17 protein-coding genes are annotated in these 16741 nt (G+C 65.2%); 14 read left to right on the plus strand and 3 right to left on the minus strand.

The genetic code is table 11. The annotated features are described in order from the left end of the window. Positions 1-126 precede the first annotated feature (126 nt). Together RPS27_RS12565 and RPS27_RS12570 are read left to right on the plus strand one after the other, a co-directional pair. Positions 127-672, plus strand: coding sequence for a carboxymuconolactone decarboxylase family protein (locus tag RPS27_RS12565; RefSeq protein WP_212065032.1), 546 nt, complete (start codon positions 127-129; stop codon positions 670-672). 110 nt (positions 673-782) lie between these two features. Further along, positions 783-1277 carry a VOC family protein gene (locus RPS27_RS12570; RefSeq protein ID WP_212065031.1) on the plus strand — a complete coding sequence of 165 codons (495 nt, stop codon included), beginning with the start codon at positions 783-785 and terminating at the stop codon, positions 1275-1277. 88 nt (positions 1278-1365) lie between these two features. On the opposite strand, the gene RPS27_RS12575 is transcribed toward RPS27_RS12570, so the two are convergent. Beyond that, positions 1366-2595 carry an MFS transporter gene (locus RPS27_RS12575; protein ID WP_212065030.1) on the minus strand — a complete coding sequence of 410 codons (1230 nt, stop codon included), beginning with the start codon at positions 2593-2595 and terminating at the stop codon, positions 1366-1368. A 140-nt stretch (positions 2596-2735) separates the two neighbouring features. Continuing rightward, positions 2736-3983: an MFS transporter gene (locus RPS27_RS12580; protein ID WP_212065029.1), complete on the minus strand. Its 1248-nt coding sequence runs from the start codon at positions 3981-3983 to the stop codon at positions 2736-2738. A gap of 188 nt (positions 3984-4171) precedes the next feature. Here RPS27_RS12580 and RPS27_RS12585 point away from each other — a divergent pair, with 188 nt between their 5' ends. After that, positions 4172-6241 carry a prolyl oligopeptidase family protein gene (locus RPS27_RS12585; RefSeq protein ID WP_212065028.1) on the plus strand — a complete coding sequence of 690 codons (2070 nt, stop codon included), beginning with the start codon at positions 4172-4174 and terminating at the stop codon, positions 6239-6241. Positions 6242-6350: 109 nt separating this feature from the next. Here RPS27_RS12585 and RPS27_RS12590 read toward each other — a convergent pair whose 3' ends face one another. Next, entirely contained in the window at positions 6351-7022 is a 672-nt protein-coding gene (locus RPS27_RS12590) for a DUF938 domain-containing protein (RefSeq protein WP_212065027.1), read from the minus strand. A gap of 245 nt (positions 7023-7267) precedes the next feature. Between RPS27_RS12590 and soxX the strand changes: the two genes are divergently transcribed. The 11 genes from soxX (at position 7268) to RPS27_RS12645 (ending at position 16670) form a co-directional block, all read left to right on the plus strand. After that, entirely contained in the window at positions 7268-7615 is a 348-nt protein-coding gene (soxX, locus tag RPS27_RS12595; protein ID WP_371746372.1) for a sulfur oxidation c-type cytochrome SoxX, read from the plus strand. A 25-nt stretch (positions 7616-7640) separates the two neighbouring features. Beyond that, entirely contained in the window at positions 7641-8129 is a 489-nt protein-coding gene (gene soxY / locus RPS27_RS12600; RefSeq protein ID WP_212065026.1) for a thiosulfate oxidation carrier protein SoxY, read from the plus strand. A gap of 13 nt (positions 8130-8142) precedes the next feature. Continuing rightward, positions 8143-8454 (plus strand): thiosulfate oxidation carrier complex protein SoxZ, encoded by a 312-nt coding sequence (gene soxZ / locus RPS27_RS12605; RefSeq protein WP_194404948.1) that lies wholly within the window; start codon positions 8143-8145, stop codon positions 8452-8454. Then, positions 8454-9317 (plus strand): sulfur oxidation c-type cytochrome SoxA, encoded by an 864-nt coding sequence (soxA, locus tag RPS27_RS12610; RefSeq protein ID WP_212065025.1) that lies wholly within the window; start codon positions 8454-8456, stop codon positions 9315-9317. The genes soxZ and soxA overlap by 1 nt, the downstream gene beginning before the upstream one ends. Further along, positions 9314-9619 carry a hypothetical protein gene (locus RPS27_RS12615; protein WP_212065024.1) on the plus strand — a complete coding sequence of 102 codons (306 nt, stop codon included), beginning with the start codon at positions 9314-9316 and terminating at the stop codon, positions 9617-9619. The genes soxA and RPS27_RS12615 overlap by 4 nt, the downstream gene beginning before the upstream one ends. A 114-nt stretch (positions 9620-9733) precedes the next feature. Continuing rightward, positions 9734-11485, plus strand: coding sequence for a thiosulfohydrolase SoxB (gene soxB / locus RPS27_RS12620; protein ID WP_212065023.1), 1752 nt, complete (start codon positions 9734-9736; stop codon positions 11483-11485). After that, the gene (locus RPS27_RS12625) at positions 11482-11940 is read left to right on the plus strand and encodes a hypothetical protein (RefSeq protein WP_259218026.1); all 459 of its coding nucleotides are present in this window, start codon (positions 11482-11484) and stop codon (positions 11938-11940) included. The genes soxB and RPS27_RS12625 overlap by 4 nt, the downstream gene beginning before the upstream one ends. A gap of 271 nt (positions 11941-12211) precedes the next feature. Beyond that, positions 12212-13249 carry an MBL fold metallo-hydrolase gene (locus tag RPS27_RS12630; protein ID WP_211415485.1) on the plus strand — a complete coding sequence of 346 codons (1038 nt, stop codon included), beginning with the start codon at positions 12212-12214 and terminating at the stop codon, positions 13247-13249. A 99-nt stretch (positions 13250-13348) separates the two neighbouring features. Next, the gene (locus RPS27_RS12635) at positions 13349-13531 is read left to right on the plus strand and encodes a hypothetical protein (RefSeq protein ID WP_212065021.1); all 183 of its coding nucleotides are present in this window, start codon (positions 13349-13351) and stop codon (positions 13529-13531) included. A 122-nt stretch (positions 13532-13653) separates the two neighbouring features. Continuing rightward, on the plus strand, positions 13654-14874 hold the full coding sequence (locus RPS27_RS12640) for an MFS transporter (protein WP_212065020.1): 1221 nt from the start codon (positions 13654-13656) through the stop codon (positions 14872-14874). Positions 14875-14954: 80 nt separating this feature from the next. Next, positions 14955-16670 carry an amidohydrolase family protein gene (locus RPS27_RS12645; RefSeq protein WP_212065019.1) on the plus strand — a complete coding sequence of 572 codons (1716 nt, stop codon included), beginning with the start codon at positions 14955-14957 and terminating at the stop codon, positions 16668-16670. Positions 16671-16741 lie beyond the last annotated feature (71 nt).

Genomic DNA, 16741 nt, shown 5'->3' on the forward strand with positions numbered 1-16741 from the left:
TCAATCAAATCGACTTGTTGGGCACGACTCTGGGCCAAGCTCCTGCGGAATTCAACCACTTCCGCGCGCCCGCATTCCGCTATAGTCGCGGCCAAGACGGTGCTTGAAAACAAAGAGGAAACGACGATGCGCCTGAAACTTCTTTCGCCTGGCGAAATGAACGAGAGCCAGCGCCAGACCTATGACGAGTCGATTGCCGGCAAACGCGGCAAGCCGCCGGCGCCGATGATGGCCTGGCTGAACAGTCCCGACATGGCCCGCCACGCCACGCGGCTCGGCGAGGTCTTGCGCTACGACACGATCTTTCCGGCAAAACTCTCGGAGATCGCAATCCTGGTGACGGCGCGGCACTGGACCGCGCATTACGAATGGTACGCCCATAAGCGCCTCGCGCTCGCGGGCGGCATGGACCCTGCCATCATCGACGCCATCCGCGATCGCCGCACGCCGGAGTTCGACGACCCCAAGGGGAAGATGATCTACGACCTCGCGAAGTCGCTGCACGAGGGTCACGGCGTCGAGAAGGGCCTCTATGATGAAGCGGTGAAGCTGCTCGGCGAGCGCGGCGTGGTCGAGGTGATCGGCCTGTGCGGCTATTACACGATGGTGTCGATGACGCTGAACACCTTCGAGTTCGAGCTGCCCGAGGGCGAGGTGAAAGAGCTGGCTTGATTGCCTATCCTGATGCGCAATTGCGCATCAGGAAACGCTGGGTTTCAGGATAGGCCAATAGCAGTGTCCCGAGGTCCACCCTATGTGGAGTGCATCAACGGAGCATTCACATGTCGCAAAGCCCAGCCGTCGTCGCCGGCACCAGGATCGGCCACGTTCACCTCAAGGTCGCCGATCTCGATCGTGCGCTCGGCTTCTATTGCGGCGTGCTCGGCTTCGAGCTGATGCAGAAGATGGGATCCGGTGCGGCCTTCATCTCGGCCGGCGGCTATCACCACCACATCGGGCTCAACACCTGGGAGAGCAAGGGCGGCTCGCCGCCGCCGCCGGGAACGACCGGGCTCTATCACACCGCGATCCTCTATCCGACGCGGCCAGCGCTGGCCGATGCGCTGCACCGGGTGCTCGCGGCCGGCATCGCGCTGGACGGCGCCAGCGACCACGGCGTCAGCGAGGCGCTGTATTTGCGAGATCCGGATGAGAACGGCGTCGAGCTGTATTGGGACAAGCCGAGGGAGCAATGGCCGTTCGGAGCGGACGGCAAGCTTGCGATGTTCACCAAGCGGCTGGACGTGGAAGCGTTGTTGGCGGCGCGGGAGGCCTGATGCCGTAGGGCGGATTAGCGGAGCGTAATCCGCCGCGCTTCAGCACATGCGGAACGAAGTTGGCGGATTACGCTTTCGCTAATCCGCCCTACTGGACCTGTTTTCCTCGCAACATGATCAGCGCGGCGGCCGCCAGCTCCAGCGCGATGCAGAGATAGAACGGCAGAGCATAGCCGCCTGACCAGTCGCGCAAGGCGCCGACCACGCCGGGGCCGAACGCATACGTCACCTGGTTGATCGCGGTGTTCAGGCTGATCAGCACGCCGAACGCGGCGCTGTCGAACTCCTGTTGCACGATCAGCGACGGCAGCGTGATGAGATTGCCGACCGAGAAGCCGAACAATGCGCAGGCCGCGATCAGCACGTAATCATTGTGCAGGTTGATGACGACCAGAAGCGCCGCGGCCTGGCTGAGGAACGACAGCGCCGAGGCGAGGCGCTGGTTGAGACGGTCGATCACCAGCGAGAACAGCACGCGGCCGACCACCGCCATCGCGGTCAGCACCGCGACCGCCACCGCGGCGCGCTCGCGGCCGATCACGGGATCGAGGAACGAGATCAGGTGCACGATGAAGCCGACCTGCGCGAACAGCACGAGCGCGAATGCAATTGTCACCGAGAGGAAGCCGACGTCACGCAGCGCCCAGGCGCGGATCTGCGCCGATGATTGCACCTTCGTCTTCGTCGCCGCGTGCCGGCCGTGGGACGCGGGCGGCCGGCCGACGACGAGCAGGATCACCGGCAGCAGCAGCACCAGCATGGCGCCGGCCGCGGCGTACATCGCGCTGGCGAAGCCGACATGACCGATCAGGGTGACCAGCAGCGGCACGCCGACGATGCCGCCGAAGCTGGCGCCGTTGAGCGCGAGGCTGATCGCCATGCCGCGCTTGCGGTCGAACCACAGGCTGATCGTGTTGGTGATCATGGCGAGGCTTGTGCCGGCCCAGCCGAAGGCGAGCACGGCATCGGCGAGATAAAGCTGCCACGGCTCGCGCACCGCGCCGATCGCGACGCTCGCTGCCGCCATCGCCAGCGTGCCGGCGACCAGGCTGAGGCGCGGACCATATTTTCGCACGGCTTCGCCGACGAAGACGACGAGCAGCGCGCCGAACAGATAGAAGAACGTCGTACCGGAGGAGATCAGCGTGGTCGGCCAGCCCCGCGCGCGCTGCAGCTCGGCGACATAGACGCTCTGGCCGTAGAAACCGAGCCCCCAGCCGAAGGTCGCGAGCAGGAAGCAGACCGCGACGATGCGCCAGCCTTCGTAACGGAGGGAGGATTCGTCGATGGGCGCGGCGGTGTGGGGATTGTCGAGCATTTGCGCCGGTCTTTCATTCCCCCGCGAGCGCCGTGCTTTCGCGCTCGCTGTTCATGACAAGCATCACGTAACAACCGAGCGTCCGAAAATCACTTCGACGGCGATCGAACTGTCAACGCTGCTGACAACCTCCTGCCAGCTCACACCGCGTCCGGGAACTCGCCCATCGCGGTCTCCAGCCGCGCCCTGCGGCGGCGGGCCCAGGAGACCAGCGAGAGCACGACGAGACCGAGAATCACCGGCGGGAACACCACCAGGTTCACCGCCGACCAGCCGTAGCTGGCGAGCAGCTGCCCGGAGGAGAATGAGCCGATCGCCATCATGCCGAACACCAGGAAGTCGTTGAAGGCCTGCACCTTGTTGCGCTCCTGCGCGCGGTGGGTCTCCAGCACCAGCGCGGAGGCGCCGATGAAGGAGAAATTCCAGCCCACGCCCAGCACGACCAGCGTCGCCCAGAAATGCATCGCCGTGAGGCCGGAGAGTCCGATGCCGGCAGCACCGGCTTCCAGCAGCAGGCCGGCGGCCACGACCTTCGGCGCGCCGAAGCGGGCGATCAGCGTGCCCGTGAAGAAGCTCGGCCCGTACATGGCGACGATGTGCCATTGAATGCCGAAATTGGAATCGGACACGGACAGGCCGCACATCTTCATGGCGAGCGGCGCCGAGGTCATCACCAGGTTCATCATGGGATAGGAGATGACGCCGCACAGCGCCGCGGCGATGAAGCGGGGCTGGGTCACGATGGTGAGCAATGGCCGGCCGCCATGCAGATCGGCCGGCGCGGGCTTCGGGATATCGACGCCGGCGACGATGCCCATCGCGACAAGCGCCACAGCGGCCTGCACCAGGAAGCTGAAGGCGAACAGATAAGGCTGCCAGACATCCATGGTCCATTGCACGAGCTGCGGACCGAGCACGCCGGCGAATACGCCACCCGCCATCACCCAGGACACCGCCTTGGGCCGGTAGGCCGCGCTGGCGCCGTCGGCGGCGGCGAAGCGATAGGATTGTGCGACGGAGCCGTAGAGGCCGCCGAGGAAGGTCGCGAGGCAGAACAGCGCGAACGAGCCGTGCAGGATCGCGAACGAGCCGAGCAGCCCGGTCAGCGCGCCGAGGCCCGTGCCGATGACGAAGGCCACGCGGCGGCCGAAACGGCGCGAGATCGCGCCGGTCGGCAGCGTGCCTGCTGCGAGTCCCAGCACGTACATCGACAGCGGCACGGTCGCGAGCGACATGTCAGGTGCCAGCGTCGCGCCGACGATCGAGCCGGTGGCGAAGATCACGGCCGAGTTGGCGCCGGTCAACGCCTGTGCGGCGGCCAGGCGCACCACATTGGCGCGCGCGCGGGCGTCGTCGGCAATCTCGTGGGTTGAAGTCACGTCAAGCATCGGCTGTTCCGCCCAACGGGCTTGGTTGATTCCCGGGCACTATGGAGGGACGCGAGTCGGCGGGCAACCGGCGCAAACGGGCGCAGGCCATGCCTGTGGCGCAATCGGCTGGATGATAGCGGCCCCGCGCGCTTGACGGCTTGCGCTCGATCAAATCCTATTCTCCGCGACTTCCAGGAGTTTCGCTCATGACCGTCGACGACAGGCCCACGCTCAACGCTCCCGACGACGATCCCTTCCTGTGGCTGGAGGAGATCGAGGGCAAGCAGGCGCTCGATTTCGTCGAGCGGCAGAACGAGCTGACGCTGCAGGCGTTCGGCGGCAAAGCCTACGAGCACGACCGCGATGTGCTCGCGGCGATCTACGATCGGCCTGACAACATTCCCTATGTCACCCGGCGCGGCAATGATCTGCACAATCTCTGGAAGGACGCCGTCAATCCGCGCGGTCTGTGGCGGCGGACGACGCTTGCGGAGTTTCGTAAGGCAACTCCTGCATGGGAGACCATGCTGGACATCGACAAGCTCGCAGCGAGCGAGGGCGAGGACTGGCTGCTGAGCGGCATCGCCACGAGGCCGGGAAGCTCGCGGGCGATTCTGAGCCTGTCGCGCGGCGGCAGCGACGCGGTGACATTGCGGGAATTCGACCTCGGGACGAAGAGCTTTGTGACGAACGGCTTTGCGCTGCCGGAGGCCAAGGGCGGCGTCGATTGGCTCGATGCCGATACGCTGCTGCTGTCGAGCGCCCTTGGCGAGGGCATGGCGACGAGCTCGGGTTATGCGCGGACCGTGCGGCTGTGGCGGCGCGGCCAGCCTGTCGATCAGGCCGAGGTGATCATCGAGACCACCGCCGACCACATGGTGATCTATGGCAGCACTGACGACACCGGGCCTGAGCCGCGCGTGTGGATCGTCGACCAGATCGACTTTTTCAATGGCGCGATCTGGCTACGCGATGCGGCCGGCAGCATGACGAAGCTCGATCTGCCGACCGGCGTCTGGATGCAGGCCCATGGCGACTGGTTCGCGATCAAGCTGCGCAAGGACTGGCAGGTCGAGGGACGGACCTACGCTACCGACACCGTGCTCGGCATCTCGCTCTCGGCGTTCCTTGCCGGCAGCCGCGATTTCGCGGTGCTGTTCGAGCCGGCGCCGCGGCGCGCTCTGCAGGGTCTGTTCTGGGCGGCGGGCAAGCTCGTGCTGTCGATCCTCGACGAGCTGCGCCCGCACTTCGAGATCTGCACGCCGTCGGCCGCCGGCTGGCGCCGCGAGACGCTTCCTGGCCTGCCCGAGATCGGCGTCGTCGACGTCTGGGCGCTCGATCGTCATCCCAGCGAGAGCAACGGCGATCTGCTCGCCAATGTGCAGGATCCGCTCACGCCGCCCTCGCTGCTGCTGCTCGAACGCGGTGTCGCCAGCCCGACCGTGCTGAAGCAGGCGCCGAAGACCTTCACCGCCGACGGGCTCGTGGTGACGCAGCACGAAGCAATATCGATCGACGGCGAACGGATCCCCTATGTGCAGACCGGCCCGGCCAACGAGACCGGCGATGCGCCGGTCTATATGAGCGCCTATGGCGGCTTCGCACTCGCGGTGAAGCCGTATTACAATTCCTCGCTCGGCAAGCTGTGGCTGGAGCGCGGCGGTACGACGGTGCAGGCGAATTTGCGCGGCGGCGGCGAGTTCGGCACGCGCTGGCACGACGCCGGCCGGCTCGCCGGCAAGAAGCTCTCGCACGACGATTTCGCCGCGGTCGCCGCCGATCTCGTCCGCCGCGGCGTGACGCAGCCGAAGCGCATCGCAGCCCAAGGCGGCTCGAACGGCGGCATCCTCATCACCAACATGCTGGTGCGCTATCCCGAGCGCTTCGGCGCGCTGTTCTGCACCATCCCGCTGATCGACATGCGCCGCTACACCAAGCTGCTGGCGGGCGCGAGCTGGATCGCGGAATATGGCGACCCCGACAAGCCCGAAGAATGGGAGTGGCTGAAGACCTACTCGGCCTATCACAACGTGAAGGCCGGCCAACCCTATCCGCCGATCCTGATCGCCACCACGCGGCGCGACGACCGCGTCCATCCCGGCCACGCGCGCAAGATGGCGGCGAAGCTGCAGGCGATGGGCTACGAGGCCTGGTTCTACGAGCCGGCCGCCGGCGGTCACGGCTACGGCAAGGACAACAAGGAGCGTGCGGGATTCGAGGTGCTGGGGTTCCGGTTTTTAAAGGAGAAAATCGGGTGGAGGGATGGTGAGGGCTGACGGCCGCTTGATGCGTAAACGCGAGCGTCGCGGGTGGTGCACCTCTCCCGCTTGCGGGAGAGGTCGACGTGCGAGGCACGGCTGGTGAGGGAGCGCACCTCCCTCGTAGCTAGCGCGCAAACACCAGCGTCAGATTGTTCGCGGGCATGTCGGTGGAATCGACCAGGCGGAGGCCTGTCGCTTTCGCGAGCGCCTCGACGTCACTGACGTCGCGGACGCCCCATTCCGGATTGCCTTCACGCAAGGAGGTGTCGAACACCGCATTGCTGAGCGCGGTGTGCTTGCCGTCGCGCTTGAAGGGGCCGTAGAGGAACAGCTTGCCGTCGGGACGCAGATAGCGGCCGGCCCCGGCGAACAGGCCCTCGGCCACCGCCCAGGGCGCGATGTGGATGACATTGGCGCAGAACACGGCGGCAAGACTCGTCGGTGCCTGCCCGTTCTTCATCTCCACGCACCAGTCGGGATCGGTGAGATCGATGCGCAGGGGCGGGCGGATGTTCGGCAGGCCCGCATACACGCGCCAGGCCTCGATGCTCCTGAGATGGCGCTGATTGAGGTCGCTCGGCCACCAGACCAGGCCGGGCGTGTGGCGGGCGAAATGGACCACGTGCTGGCCGGTTCCGCTGCCGAGCTCGACCACGTTGCCGGTCAGCCCGGCGAGGTGCTTTTCGAGCGCAGCCCAGATCGGCACGTGATTGCGATGGAACGCCGGCGCATCGAGCCGCCCGTCCGACTCGACCCGCCCACCATCCCTGCCAAATTCGACGACATATTCAGCCAAGCGAGATCCCCAAAATATGTGAAACAACAACGAAGGCCTGAGGGCCAAACGCCCCTAGAATAATTTGCTAGCGCCAACCCGCAGGATGAACGAACTATCTCATCGGTTGCAATGCGCAGGATATTAACTCCATTTTGCTGCGTGCATAGTCTTGATTGTCAGGCGGTGCCCTTTGTGCTTTGGAACGCCTATATTTCCACAAACGAGATCATCGACATAACGCTCGGGACGATGCCTTGACCGCCATTCCTTGCAAGCCTGCCATCCTGGTGGCGCTGGCCTTCGCCGCCGCCGCTTCCGTGGCCCCGGCGCAGGCGCAATCCGCTGTGGCCGACGGCCAGAAGCTCGCCTTCGACCGCGGCAAGGGCAATTGCCTGACCTGCCACGTCATCAAGGGCGGCGACCTGCCGGGAACGATCGGTCCGGAACTGAAGGACCTCAAGGCCAAGTATCCCGATCGAAACGAGCTCACCGCGATCATCTTCGACGAGACCAAGCGCAATCCGCAAACCATGATGCCGCCGTTCGGCCGGAACCGGATTTTGACCGAACAGGAGATCAGCGCGATCGTTGATTTCCTGCAGACCCTGTAACGGCCGGCTGCCCAGGAGATTTGAGATGACCACGACCACCGGCCCGCTTGCGACGAGGCGCCTGATCCTTCAGGGCGCGGCCTCCGTCGCACTGCTCGGCCTCGGCAATCTGCCGTTCGCGACGCCCGCGCGTGCCGCGGCCAACGACAAATATCCGGAAGAGGCCTTCAAGCAGAAGAACGAGGCCGACGCGATCAAGGCGCTCTATGGCAAGACCGCCGAGCCCTCCGACAAGGTCAAGCTGGATGCGCCGGAGATCGCCGAGAATGGCGGCGTGGTGCCGGTCTCGGTGACGACGACGCTCGACAAGGTGAGCTCGATCTCGTTCTTCGTAACCGAGAACCCATACGCGCTCGCGGCGTCCTACAAGATCGCCGAGGGTACGATTCCTGCTGTCGCCAACCGATTGAAGATGGCCAAGACCACCAAACTGGTCGCCATCGTAGAGGCTGACGGCAAGCTCTACAGCGCGACCAAGGAAGTGAAGGTCACCGTCGGCGGCTGCGGCGGCTAGGAGGATCGGTCCGATGGCATCAAGCATTCGCGTGCGCGCAACATCCAACGGCGACATCACCGAGGTGCAGGCGCTGATCCAGCACCCCATGGATACTGGCCTCGTCAAAAATCCCGCCGGCGAACTGATCCCCGCGCATTACATCCAGCAGCTGAAATTCGAATGTAACGGCAAGGACGTCTTCGTCGCCGATTGGGGCACCGCGGTCTCCAAGGACCCCTATGTGAAGTTCAGCTTCAAGGGCGCCAAGAAGGGCGACGAGCTCAAGATCTCCTGGACCGACAACAAGGGTGCGTCGGATACGACCACCGCGAAGATCGCGTGATGAAAACCCGCACCTCCTTGCTGCTTGGCTCGCTCAGCGCCGCGCTCGTCGCGTTCGCCCTAACCTCTCCGCGCGTCGTCGCGGCCGACAAGGTCGATCCCGTCGCCGATGCCAAGGCGTTCCAGAACTTCTTCTTCCAGAAGTTTCCTGATGTGAAGCACGAGGACTTCGTCAACGGCCCCTATTCCATGAACGCCGATCTGAAGCGGCAATGGCAGGAGAAGGAAGAATTCCCGCCTTACGAGTTCGCGCTCGATGCCGGCAAGGAGATGTTCGCGACGCCGTTCAAGAACGGCAAGACCTATGCCGACTGCTTCCCGAATGGCGGCGTCGGCATCCGCCAGAACTATCCCTATTTCGACACGAAGGAAGGCAAGGTCGTCACGCTGGAGCTCGCGCTCAACCGCTGCCGCGAAGCCAATGGGGAAGCGCCCTACTCCTACGTCAAGGACGAGATGGCCTCGCTGACCGCGTACATGGCCTACACGTCGCGCGGCAAGCTGATGGACATCAAGATCCCCGATGATCCGCGTGCGCTCGAAGCCTTCGAAAACGGCAAGCGCTATTTCTACACCCGCCGCGGCCAGATGAATTTCTCCTGCGCGAGCTGCCATGTGCAGAGCCCGGGCGAGCGCATCCGCGCCGAGATCCTGGCGCCGGCGCTCGGCATCCTGAACGCAATGCCGATCTACCGCTCCGAATGGAGCGGCATGGGCACGACCAGCCGCCGCTTCGTCACCTGCAACAGCCAGACTCGCGCGGTTCCGCTGGCGCCGCAGGCGGATGAATATCGCGACGTCGAATATTTCCTGTCCTACGTCGCCAACGGCCTGCCGATTTCGGGCCCGGGAGCGCGGCCATGAAGCGGACACTTGCCTTGGCCATGCTGCTCGCGTTCGGCCTCGCCGCCACGGCGCGCGCGGCAAATGAAGCGGACTACAAGGCGGCCTACACCGCCGCCGAAGCCGCATCGAAGGAGGCTGCCGGCTTGCGCAACCAGTGGACCGTGACCGTCTCTGCGCTGGCCGCGGCCAAAAAAGCGGCGGATGGCGGCGATTTCGACCGCGCCACCGCCGCGGCCAAAGAGGCCGAGGCGCTGGCAAAGGCGTCGATCTTCCAGGCGACGTCCGAAAAAGAAGCCTGGAAGGCGATGGAAATCCGCTAGACTGTTCGCTAGAGCTTTTTGACGCGTTTTCTTCACGCGAAGCGGTATCCACTTCGCTCGAAAACGCTCTGGTGCAACAGCCTTGCGATCACTGAGGGCGCGGAGAATTTTTGGATGGCGATCCGCCGCCGCGATTTCCTGAAGTCTGCCGGCCTTGCCGCCGCATCGCTCAGCCTGCCGCGGCTTGCGCGGGGCACCGAGGCCGCGAGCCTCTACGACCTCGAGCGGTTCGGCAATGCGCGGATCCTGCACATCACCGACACGCATGCGCAGCTCAACCCGGTCTATTTCCGCGAGCCCAGCATCAATATCGGCATCGGCGAGATGGCGGGACGGCCGCCGCATCTGGTCGGCCGCGCCTTTCTCGACCGTTTCGGCATCCGTTCCGACAGCGCAGATGCCTACGCCTTCACCTGCGTCGAGTTCGAGAAGTCGGCAGGCCGCTTCGGCAAGCTCGGCGGATTTGCCCATCTGAAGACATTGGTCGACCGCCTGCGTGCGGATGTCGGCGAGAAGCGCTCGCTGCTCCTCGACGGCGGCGATCTCTGGCAGGGCAGCGGGCTTGCCAATGTCATGCAGGGCCGCGACATGGTCGAGGTCGCCAATCTGCTCGGCATCGAAGCGATGACCGGGCATTGGGAATTCACCTATGGCGAACAGGTGCTGCGCGACAATCTCGAGCGCTTCAAGGGCGAGTTCCTGGCGCAGAACGTTTTCCTGACCGAGGAAGCCGCGTTCAACGACGCCGCCGCCTTCGACAAGGCCAGTGGGCGCGTGTTCAAGCCATCCATGATCAGGGAGATCGGTGGCCACCGCGTCGCGATCGTCGGTCAGGCCTTCCCTTACGTGCCGATCGCGCATCCCAAGCGGTTCACGCCGGACTGGACCTTCGGCATCCGCGAGGAGGAATTGCAGAAGCATGTCGATGCCTTGCGCGGCACCGCGAAGGTCGATGCGGTCATCCTGCTGTCGCACAACGGCATGGATGTCGACCTCAAGCTCGCAAGCCGCGTCACCGGGATCGATGTCATCCTCGGCGGCCACACCCATGATGCCGTTCCGCAGCCTATGCCAGTGAAGAACGCCGGCGGCACCACGCTCGTCACCAATGCCGGCTCCAACGGGAAATTCCTCGCCGTGCTCGATCTCGCGATCGACAAGGGCAAGGTCAGCGACGTGCACTACCATCTGCTGCCGGTTTATTCCGAGCTGCTGAAGCCCGACCCGGCAATGGCTGAGCTGATCGGCCGGCTGCGCGCACCGCATGTGGCCGACTGGTCGGCGAAGATCGCAACGCCGGACCGCCTGCTCTATCGCCGCGGCAATTTCTCCGGACCGGTCGACGAGCTGATCTGCACCGCGCTGCGCGCCGAGCTCGACACCGAGATCGCGCTGTCGCCGGGATTCCGCTGGGGCGTCACCGCGCTGTCCGGCCAGGCTCTGACCATGGAGGATCTGCTCGCGGAGACGGCGATCACCTATCCCGAGACCTATGTGCAGGAGATGACGGGCGCAGAGATCAAGGACGTGCTGGAAGACATCTGCGACAACCTCTTCAATACCGATCCCTATTACCAGCAGGGCGGCGACATGGTGCGCGCCGGCGGGCTCAGCTACACCTGCACGCCGAACGCCGCGATCGGCAGCCGCATCTCGGAGCTGAAGCTCAATAGCGGCAAGGCGCTCGGCGCCAGCCACCGCTACAAGGTCGCGGGCTGGGCTTCGGTCACCGGCCGGCAAGGCGCTCCGGTGTGGGACGTCGTCGGCAAATATCTGAGCTCGGGCCGGATGTTTCCGGAACGGCTCGGCTCCGGCGTCACGCTGAGGGGCGTCGAAGACAATCCAGGCATTACGGGACAGGGATGAGGCGCGCGCAGATCCTCTCCGCGCTGATGCTGGCGCTGCTCTCCTTCGCCGCCGTCGCGCCGGCCTCGGCACAACAGGTACCGCTGCAGGACAAGCCGTTCGCCGAGCACAGGATCGTGCTGCAGCTCTCCGACGGCGATGCCAGGAAGCAGGCGCTGGTGCTGAGCGTCGCCAACAACCTGCTGAAGGCCTACGACCCCGACAAGATCGCGGTCGAAGTGGTGGCGTTCGGCCCCGGCATCGAGCTCCTGCTGTCCGGCAACGAGCGTCGCAAGCAGGTCGAAAGCCTGATCGCGCAAGGCGTGCGCTTCGACATCTGTCTCAACACGGTGGATACGATCGAGCGCGAGACAGGCAAGCGGCCGGAGTTCATTCCCGCGGCGACGCCGGTGCAGGTGGGCGTCGGACAGATCCTGTTCCTGGCGGAGAACGGGTACACGCTGGTGCGGCCGTAGGGCTGTCTGACCGTCCCCACAGTGTAACGCCCCATTCGGGGTCATTCCCCGCGCAGGCGGGAATCCAGTCCTCCGCAGCACCTCCGTATCCCATCTCGGCCTCTGGACGATTGGATCGCCCGCCCCTGTGCGCAATTGCGCACTAGGGGGCGACGACAGCACGCAACAATAATCTTCCATATTTTGCTCGCCTCGCAGCAAAATACTTCTCTCTCCGACCCCTGTTGTAGTAGAATCCTCGACTATCAGTTCCACTGCCGGACCTCCTGCTATGATCTTCCGTCAGCTCTTCGACAGCGTTTCGGGCACCTACAGCTATCTCCTTGCCAGCCGTCCCGGCGGCGAGGCGCTGATCCTCGATCCCGTGCTGGAGAAGGTCGACCGCTACTGCCAATTGCTGCGCGAGCTCGACCTCAAGCTCGTCAAGGCGGTCGATACCCATCTGCATGCCGACCACGTCACCGGCCTCGCCGAGCTGCGCGACCGCACCCATTGCATGACGGTGATGGGCGACCAGACCAAGGCCGACGTCGTGGCGATGCGGGTCGCCGACGGCGACAAGGTGACGATCGAGGGCCTGTCGCTCGACGTGATGTACACGCCCGGCCACACCGACGATTCCTATTCGTATCTGATGGGCGACCGCGTCTTCACCGGCGATACGCTGCTAATCCGCGGCACCGGTCGCACCGACTTCCAGAACGGCTCGTCGCGCGCACAATACGATTCAATCTTCAACCGGCTGCTCAAGCTGCCTGATGAGACGATGGTATTCCCTGCGCACGACTACAAGGGCGACACCGTCTCCACGATCGGCGAGGAGAAACGCTACAACCCGCGCCTCCAGGTGCGCTCGGTCGACGAATATATCGAGCTGATGGCCAATCTGAAGCTGCCCAATCCGAAGATGATGGACGTGGCGGTGCCGGCCAACATGCATGTCGGCCTGCATCAGGAAGAGCTGGAGAAGGAAGGCCGCGCGCTCAGCGCCGTCGAGGCGATCCGTGCGCTCGGCCGGCCCGACATCCTCCTGGTCGATCTGCGCGAGGCCAACGAGCGTGCCAAGCACGGCATGCTCGAAGGCGCGCTGCACACGCCCTATCCGTCCGTCGAGGACAGCCTCAAACCAGGCGGCATGCTGCGCGAGGTCGCGGCCGCAACGGGACGCCGCGTGGTGTTCTTCTGTGCTTTTGGGGAGCGCTCGGCGATGGCGGTGGCGGCCGCCAAGGCGGCCGGCCTCTCCAACACGGCGCACATCGCCGGCGGCGTGGATGCCTGGAAGAAGGCAGGCGGGCCGCTCGTGCATTGACGGGCTTGGCCATCGCCACGCGCGGTCCTTGCGCTAGGTCAGGGACCGCTCATATTTCCAGGGTAGGATCGGGTGCAGCATCACCATCCGGGACCAGCCATGACCAAGATTTGCAAACCGGGCGAGCCGCCCAAAATCGCCGAGAAGAACACCGTCGGGAAGAAGCCGGCAGACAACAAGGGGAAGCTCCCCCCGCCTTCTCTCGATGACGACGATTACGAGGACGGCGACATCGCAACGCCCAAACGCGATCGCTACGGCGTGGACGACGAACCGTTGTGAGGGGTGGCCTCAAACTCCGCTGTCGTCGCCACCCGCACTACCTGCCATGCGCCTGCGTTCATGGACAAATAACCGCTCTCCCCGATAGTTTCCGCCTCCATCGGGAGTGAAACGGAACTGCAATGGTCGACGTTCTCGCCGCACCGCAGCAAGGCAAGGCGGACAGCGCGCTGCGCACGCTGACGGGAATCTCGATCGCGCATTGGGTCAGCCATTTCCATCTGCTGGTCCTGCCGATGCTGTTCCCGTTCCTCAAAGCGCAGCTTGGCGTCGGCTATATCGAGCTGGGCTTCGCGCTCACCGTGTTCGCCGTGGTGTCGGGGCTGACGCAGGCGCCGACCGGCTATCTCGTCGACCATTTTGGCGCGCGCAAGATCCTGCTGATCGGGCTGACCCTTGGCGGCTGCGCGCTGATCCTGCTTGGCCTGCATCTCAGCTATGTCTCGCTGATCGCCTGCGCCGTGCTGTTGGGTCTCGCCAACAGCGTCTATCACCCCGCGGATTACGCGATCCTCGCCGAGCACATGGACGAGGCGCGGATGGGCCGCGCCTTCTCGATCCACACCTTTGCCGGCTTTCTCGGCGGCGCGGTGGCGCCCGCGATCGTGGCTGGCCTCGTCACAATGTCCGGCGGCGTCGGCGCGCTGATCGCGTCCGGCGCGATCGGCATTCTGGTGGCGCTGCTGCTGCTCACCATGAACATTCCCGACGCCGGCGCCAGCAAGAAGAAGCCCGGCGCTGCGAACGCGCCGAAGCAAGCCGTCATCACTCCGGCGCTGATCACGCTGACGGCGCTGTTCATGCTGCTCAGCCTGTCGGTCGCCGGCATCAACAATTTCGGTGTCGTCGCGCTGATGAGCGGCTACGGGACGTCCTATTCGGCGGCCAACGTCATGCTGACGGCATTCCTCGGCGCCAGCGCCGCGGGCGTGCTCGCCGGCGGCTTCCTCGCCGATCATACCGAACGCCACGGTTACGTCGCCGCGGCCTGCTTTGCCGTCAACGCGGCCATCGTGCTGCTGATCGCGCTCGTGACGCTGCCCGGCTGGATCCTGACCGCTGCGATGACGCTCGCGGGCTTCCTCTCCGGCGTGATCGCTCCCTCGCGCGACATGCTGGTGCGCAACGCCGCGCCACCGGGCGCAGCGGGCCGCGCCTTCGGCATCGTCTCCACCGGCTTCAATCTCGGCGGCATCGTCTCGCCGCTGCTGTTCGGCTGGATCATGGACCAGGGCGCACCGCACTGGGTGTTCGGCGCGTCGGTGATCTTCATGGTCGCGACCGTGGTGCTGTCGCCGTTCACGGAACGGAAGCGGGAAGCCAACGCGGCGACGCAACCCTGAGCGCACTTCCCCGCGGTTGACACTGCGCAGGCGCGCCTGAAAATGCGCCCAAGCAAAACAACCATTCGGGAAGAAACACCATGAGCACCCCTGATCTCGTGATCCGCGGCGGCACCGTCGCGGACGGACGCGTCGGCGAGCTGTTCGAGGCGGACGTCGCCATCACCGGAGGGAAGATCAGCGAGGTCGGGAAGGTCGCCTCGAAGGGACACGAAGAGATCGACGCACGCGGCAAGCTGGTGACGCCGGGCTTCGTGGACGTGCACACGCATTACGACGGCCAGGTCACCTGGAGCCAGGACATCACGCCGTCGTCGCAGAACGGCGTCACCACCGCGATCATGGGCAATTGCGGCGTCGGCTTCGCGCCTTGCAAGCCCGCCGACCACACCCGCCTGATCCAGCTCATGGAAGGCGTCGAGGACATTCCCGAGCCGGTGCTGAGCGCCGGCATTCCCTGGGCCTGGGAGAGCTTTCCGGACTACATGGACTGGCTCGCCAAGCGCGATTTCGACATCGACGTCGGCGCGCAGCTGCCGCATGCCGCGCTGCGGGTCTATGTCATGGGCGAGCGCGGCGCGCGCCGCGATCCTTCGACCGCGGAAGACAATGCCGCGATGGCAAGGCTCGCGGGCGAAGCGGTGCGCTCGGGCGCGCTCGACTTCTCGACGTCGCGCACGCTCAATCATCGCACGTCGACCGGCGACTTTACGCCGACGCTGAAGGCCGGCGAGGACGAGCTCACTGCAATTGCCGGCGCCATGCATCGGCAGGGCCGCAGTGTGCTGCAATTCGTGCTGGATCTCTCCACCATCCACGAAGACCTGCCGATGATGCTGCGGGTGGCGGATGCCACCAAGTGCCCGATCTCGTTCTCGATCACGCAGAACGACAAGGCGCCAAACCGCTGGCGCCAGACGCTGGACGAGATCAACGCGGCGGCGAGGCGCGGCCTTTCCATCACCGCGCAGATCGCGGCGCGCCCGGTCGGCCTGCTGCTGGGCCTCGAGCTGTCGCGCAACCCGTTCCAGACCCATCCGAGCTACAAGGCGATCGCGCATCTGCCGCTTGGAGAGAGGCTCGCGCGGCTGCATCAACCGGAGGTGCGCAAGGCGATCCTGAGCGAGACGGCGACCGCGACCGACGATCCGCTGTTCTTCCGGCCCAATTACGACAAGATGTTCCTGCTCGGCGATCCCCCTGATTACGAGCAGCCGCCGGAGAACGCGCTGGGGCCGCAGGCGCGCAAGCAGGGGCGCCAGCCGGAGGAGCTCGCCTATGACGCGATGCTGTCGGACGAGGGCCGCGGCATGCTCTATGTGCCGTTCCTCAATTATGCCGACGGCAATCTCGACGCGACGCGCGAGATGCTGATCGACCCGCAATCGGTGCCGGGCCTGTCCGACGGCGGCGCGCATTGCGGCATCATCTGCGATGCGAGCTTCCCGACCTATCTCTTGACGCACTGGACGCGCGACCGCACGCGCGGCGAGAAGCTGTCGATCCCGTTCGTGGTCGCGGCGCAGTCGCGCAAGACCGCGCTATCGGTCGGCCTCACCGACCGCGGGCTGATTGCGCCCGGCTACAAGGCCGACGTCAATGTGATCGACTATGACCGCCTGCACCTGCATCCGCCCAAGGTGCGCTACGATCTGCCGGTCGGCGGGCGACGGCTGCTGCAGGATGTCGACGGCTATGATGCCACGATCGTGTCGGGCGTGGTGACGCGGCGGCACGGCGAGGCCACCGGCCGGCGGCCGGGGAAGCTGATCCGGGGCGCGAAGGGGATGAACTAGGTGGAGTTGTGAGGTGCGCAGCACGCGCCTCACTTTCAGTGTCGTCCCTGCGTTCGCAGGGACGACAGCGG

Origin of the sequence: Bradyrhizobium sp. WYCCWR 12699 (assembly GCF_032144035.1) — a bacterium.
Taxonomy (GTDB): domain Bacteria; phylum Pseudomonadota; class Alphaproteobacteria; order Rhizobiales; family Xanthobacteraceae; genus Bradyrhizobium.

Coding starts and splice junctions, on each gene's coding strand:
- RPS27_RS12580 (WP_212065029.1), bottom strand. CDS start 3,983: ATGCTTGACGTGACTTCAACCCACGAGATTGCCGACGACGCCCGCGCG.
- RPS27_RS12640 (WP_212065020.1), top strand. CDS start 13,654: ATGGTCGACGTTCTCGCCGCACCGCAGCAAGGCAAGGCGGACAGCGCG.
- RPS27_RS12575 (WP_212065030.1), bottom strand. CDS start 2,595: ATGCTCGACAATCCCCACACCGCCGCGCCCATCGACGAATCCTCCCTC.
- RPS27_RS12570 (WP_212065031.1), top strand. CDS start 783: ATGTCGCAAAGCCCAGCCGTCGTCGCCGGCACCAGGATCGGCCACGTT.
- soxY (WP_212065026.1), top strand. CDS start 7,641: ATGACCACGACCACCGGCCCGCTTGCGACGAGGCGCCTGATCCTTCAG.
- soxA (WP_212065025.1), top strand. CDS start 8,454: ATGAAAACCCGCACCTCCTTGCTGCTTGGCTCGCTCAGCGCCGCGCTC.
- RPS27_RS12635 (WP_212065021.1), top strand. CDS start 13,349: ATGACCAAGATTTGCAAACCGGGCGAGCCGCCCAAAATCGCCGAGAAG.
- soxB (WP_212065023.1), top strand. CDS start 9,734: ATGGCGATCCGCCGCCGCGATTTCCTGAAGTCTGCCGGCCTTGCCGCC.
- RPS27_RS12565 (WP_212065032.1), top strand. CDS start 127: ATGCGCCTGAAACTTCTTTCGCCTGGCGAAATGAACGAGAGCCAGCGC.
- RPS27_RS12615 (WP_212065024.1), top strand. CDS start 9,314: ATGAAGCGGACACTTGCCTTGGCCATGCTGCTCGCGTTCGGCCTCGCC.
- soxZ (WP_194404948.1), top strand. CDS start 8,143: ATGGCATCAAGCATTCGCGTGCGCGCAACATCCAACGGCGACATCACC.
- RPS27_RS12585 (WP_212065028.1), top strand. CDS start 4,172: ATGACCGTCGACGACAGGCCCACGCTCAACGCTCCCGACGACGATCCC.
- RPS27_RS12645 (WP_212065019.1), top strand. CDS start 14,955: ATGAGCACCCCTGATCTCGTGATCCGCGGCGGCACCGTCGCGGACGGA.
- RPS27_RS12630 (WP_211415485.1), top strand. CDS start 12,212: ATGATCTTCCGTCAGCTCTTCGACAGCGTTTCGGGCACCTACAGCTAT.
- RPS27_RS12625 (WP_259218026.1), top strand. CDS start 11,482: ATGAGGCGCGCGCAGATCCTCTCCGCGCTGATGCTGGCGCTGCTCTCC.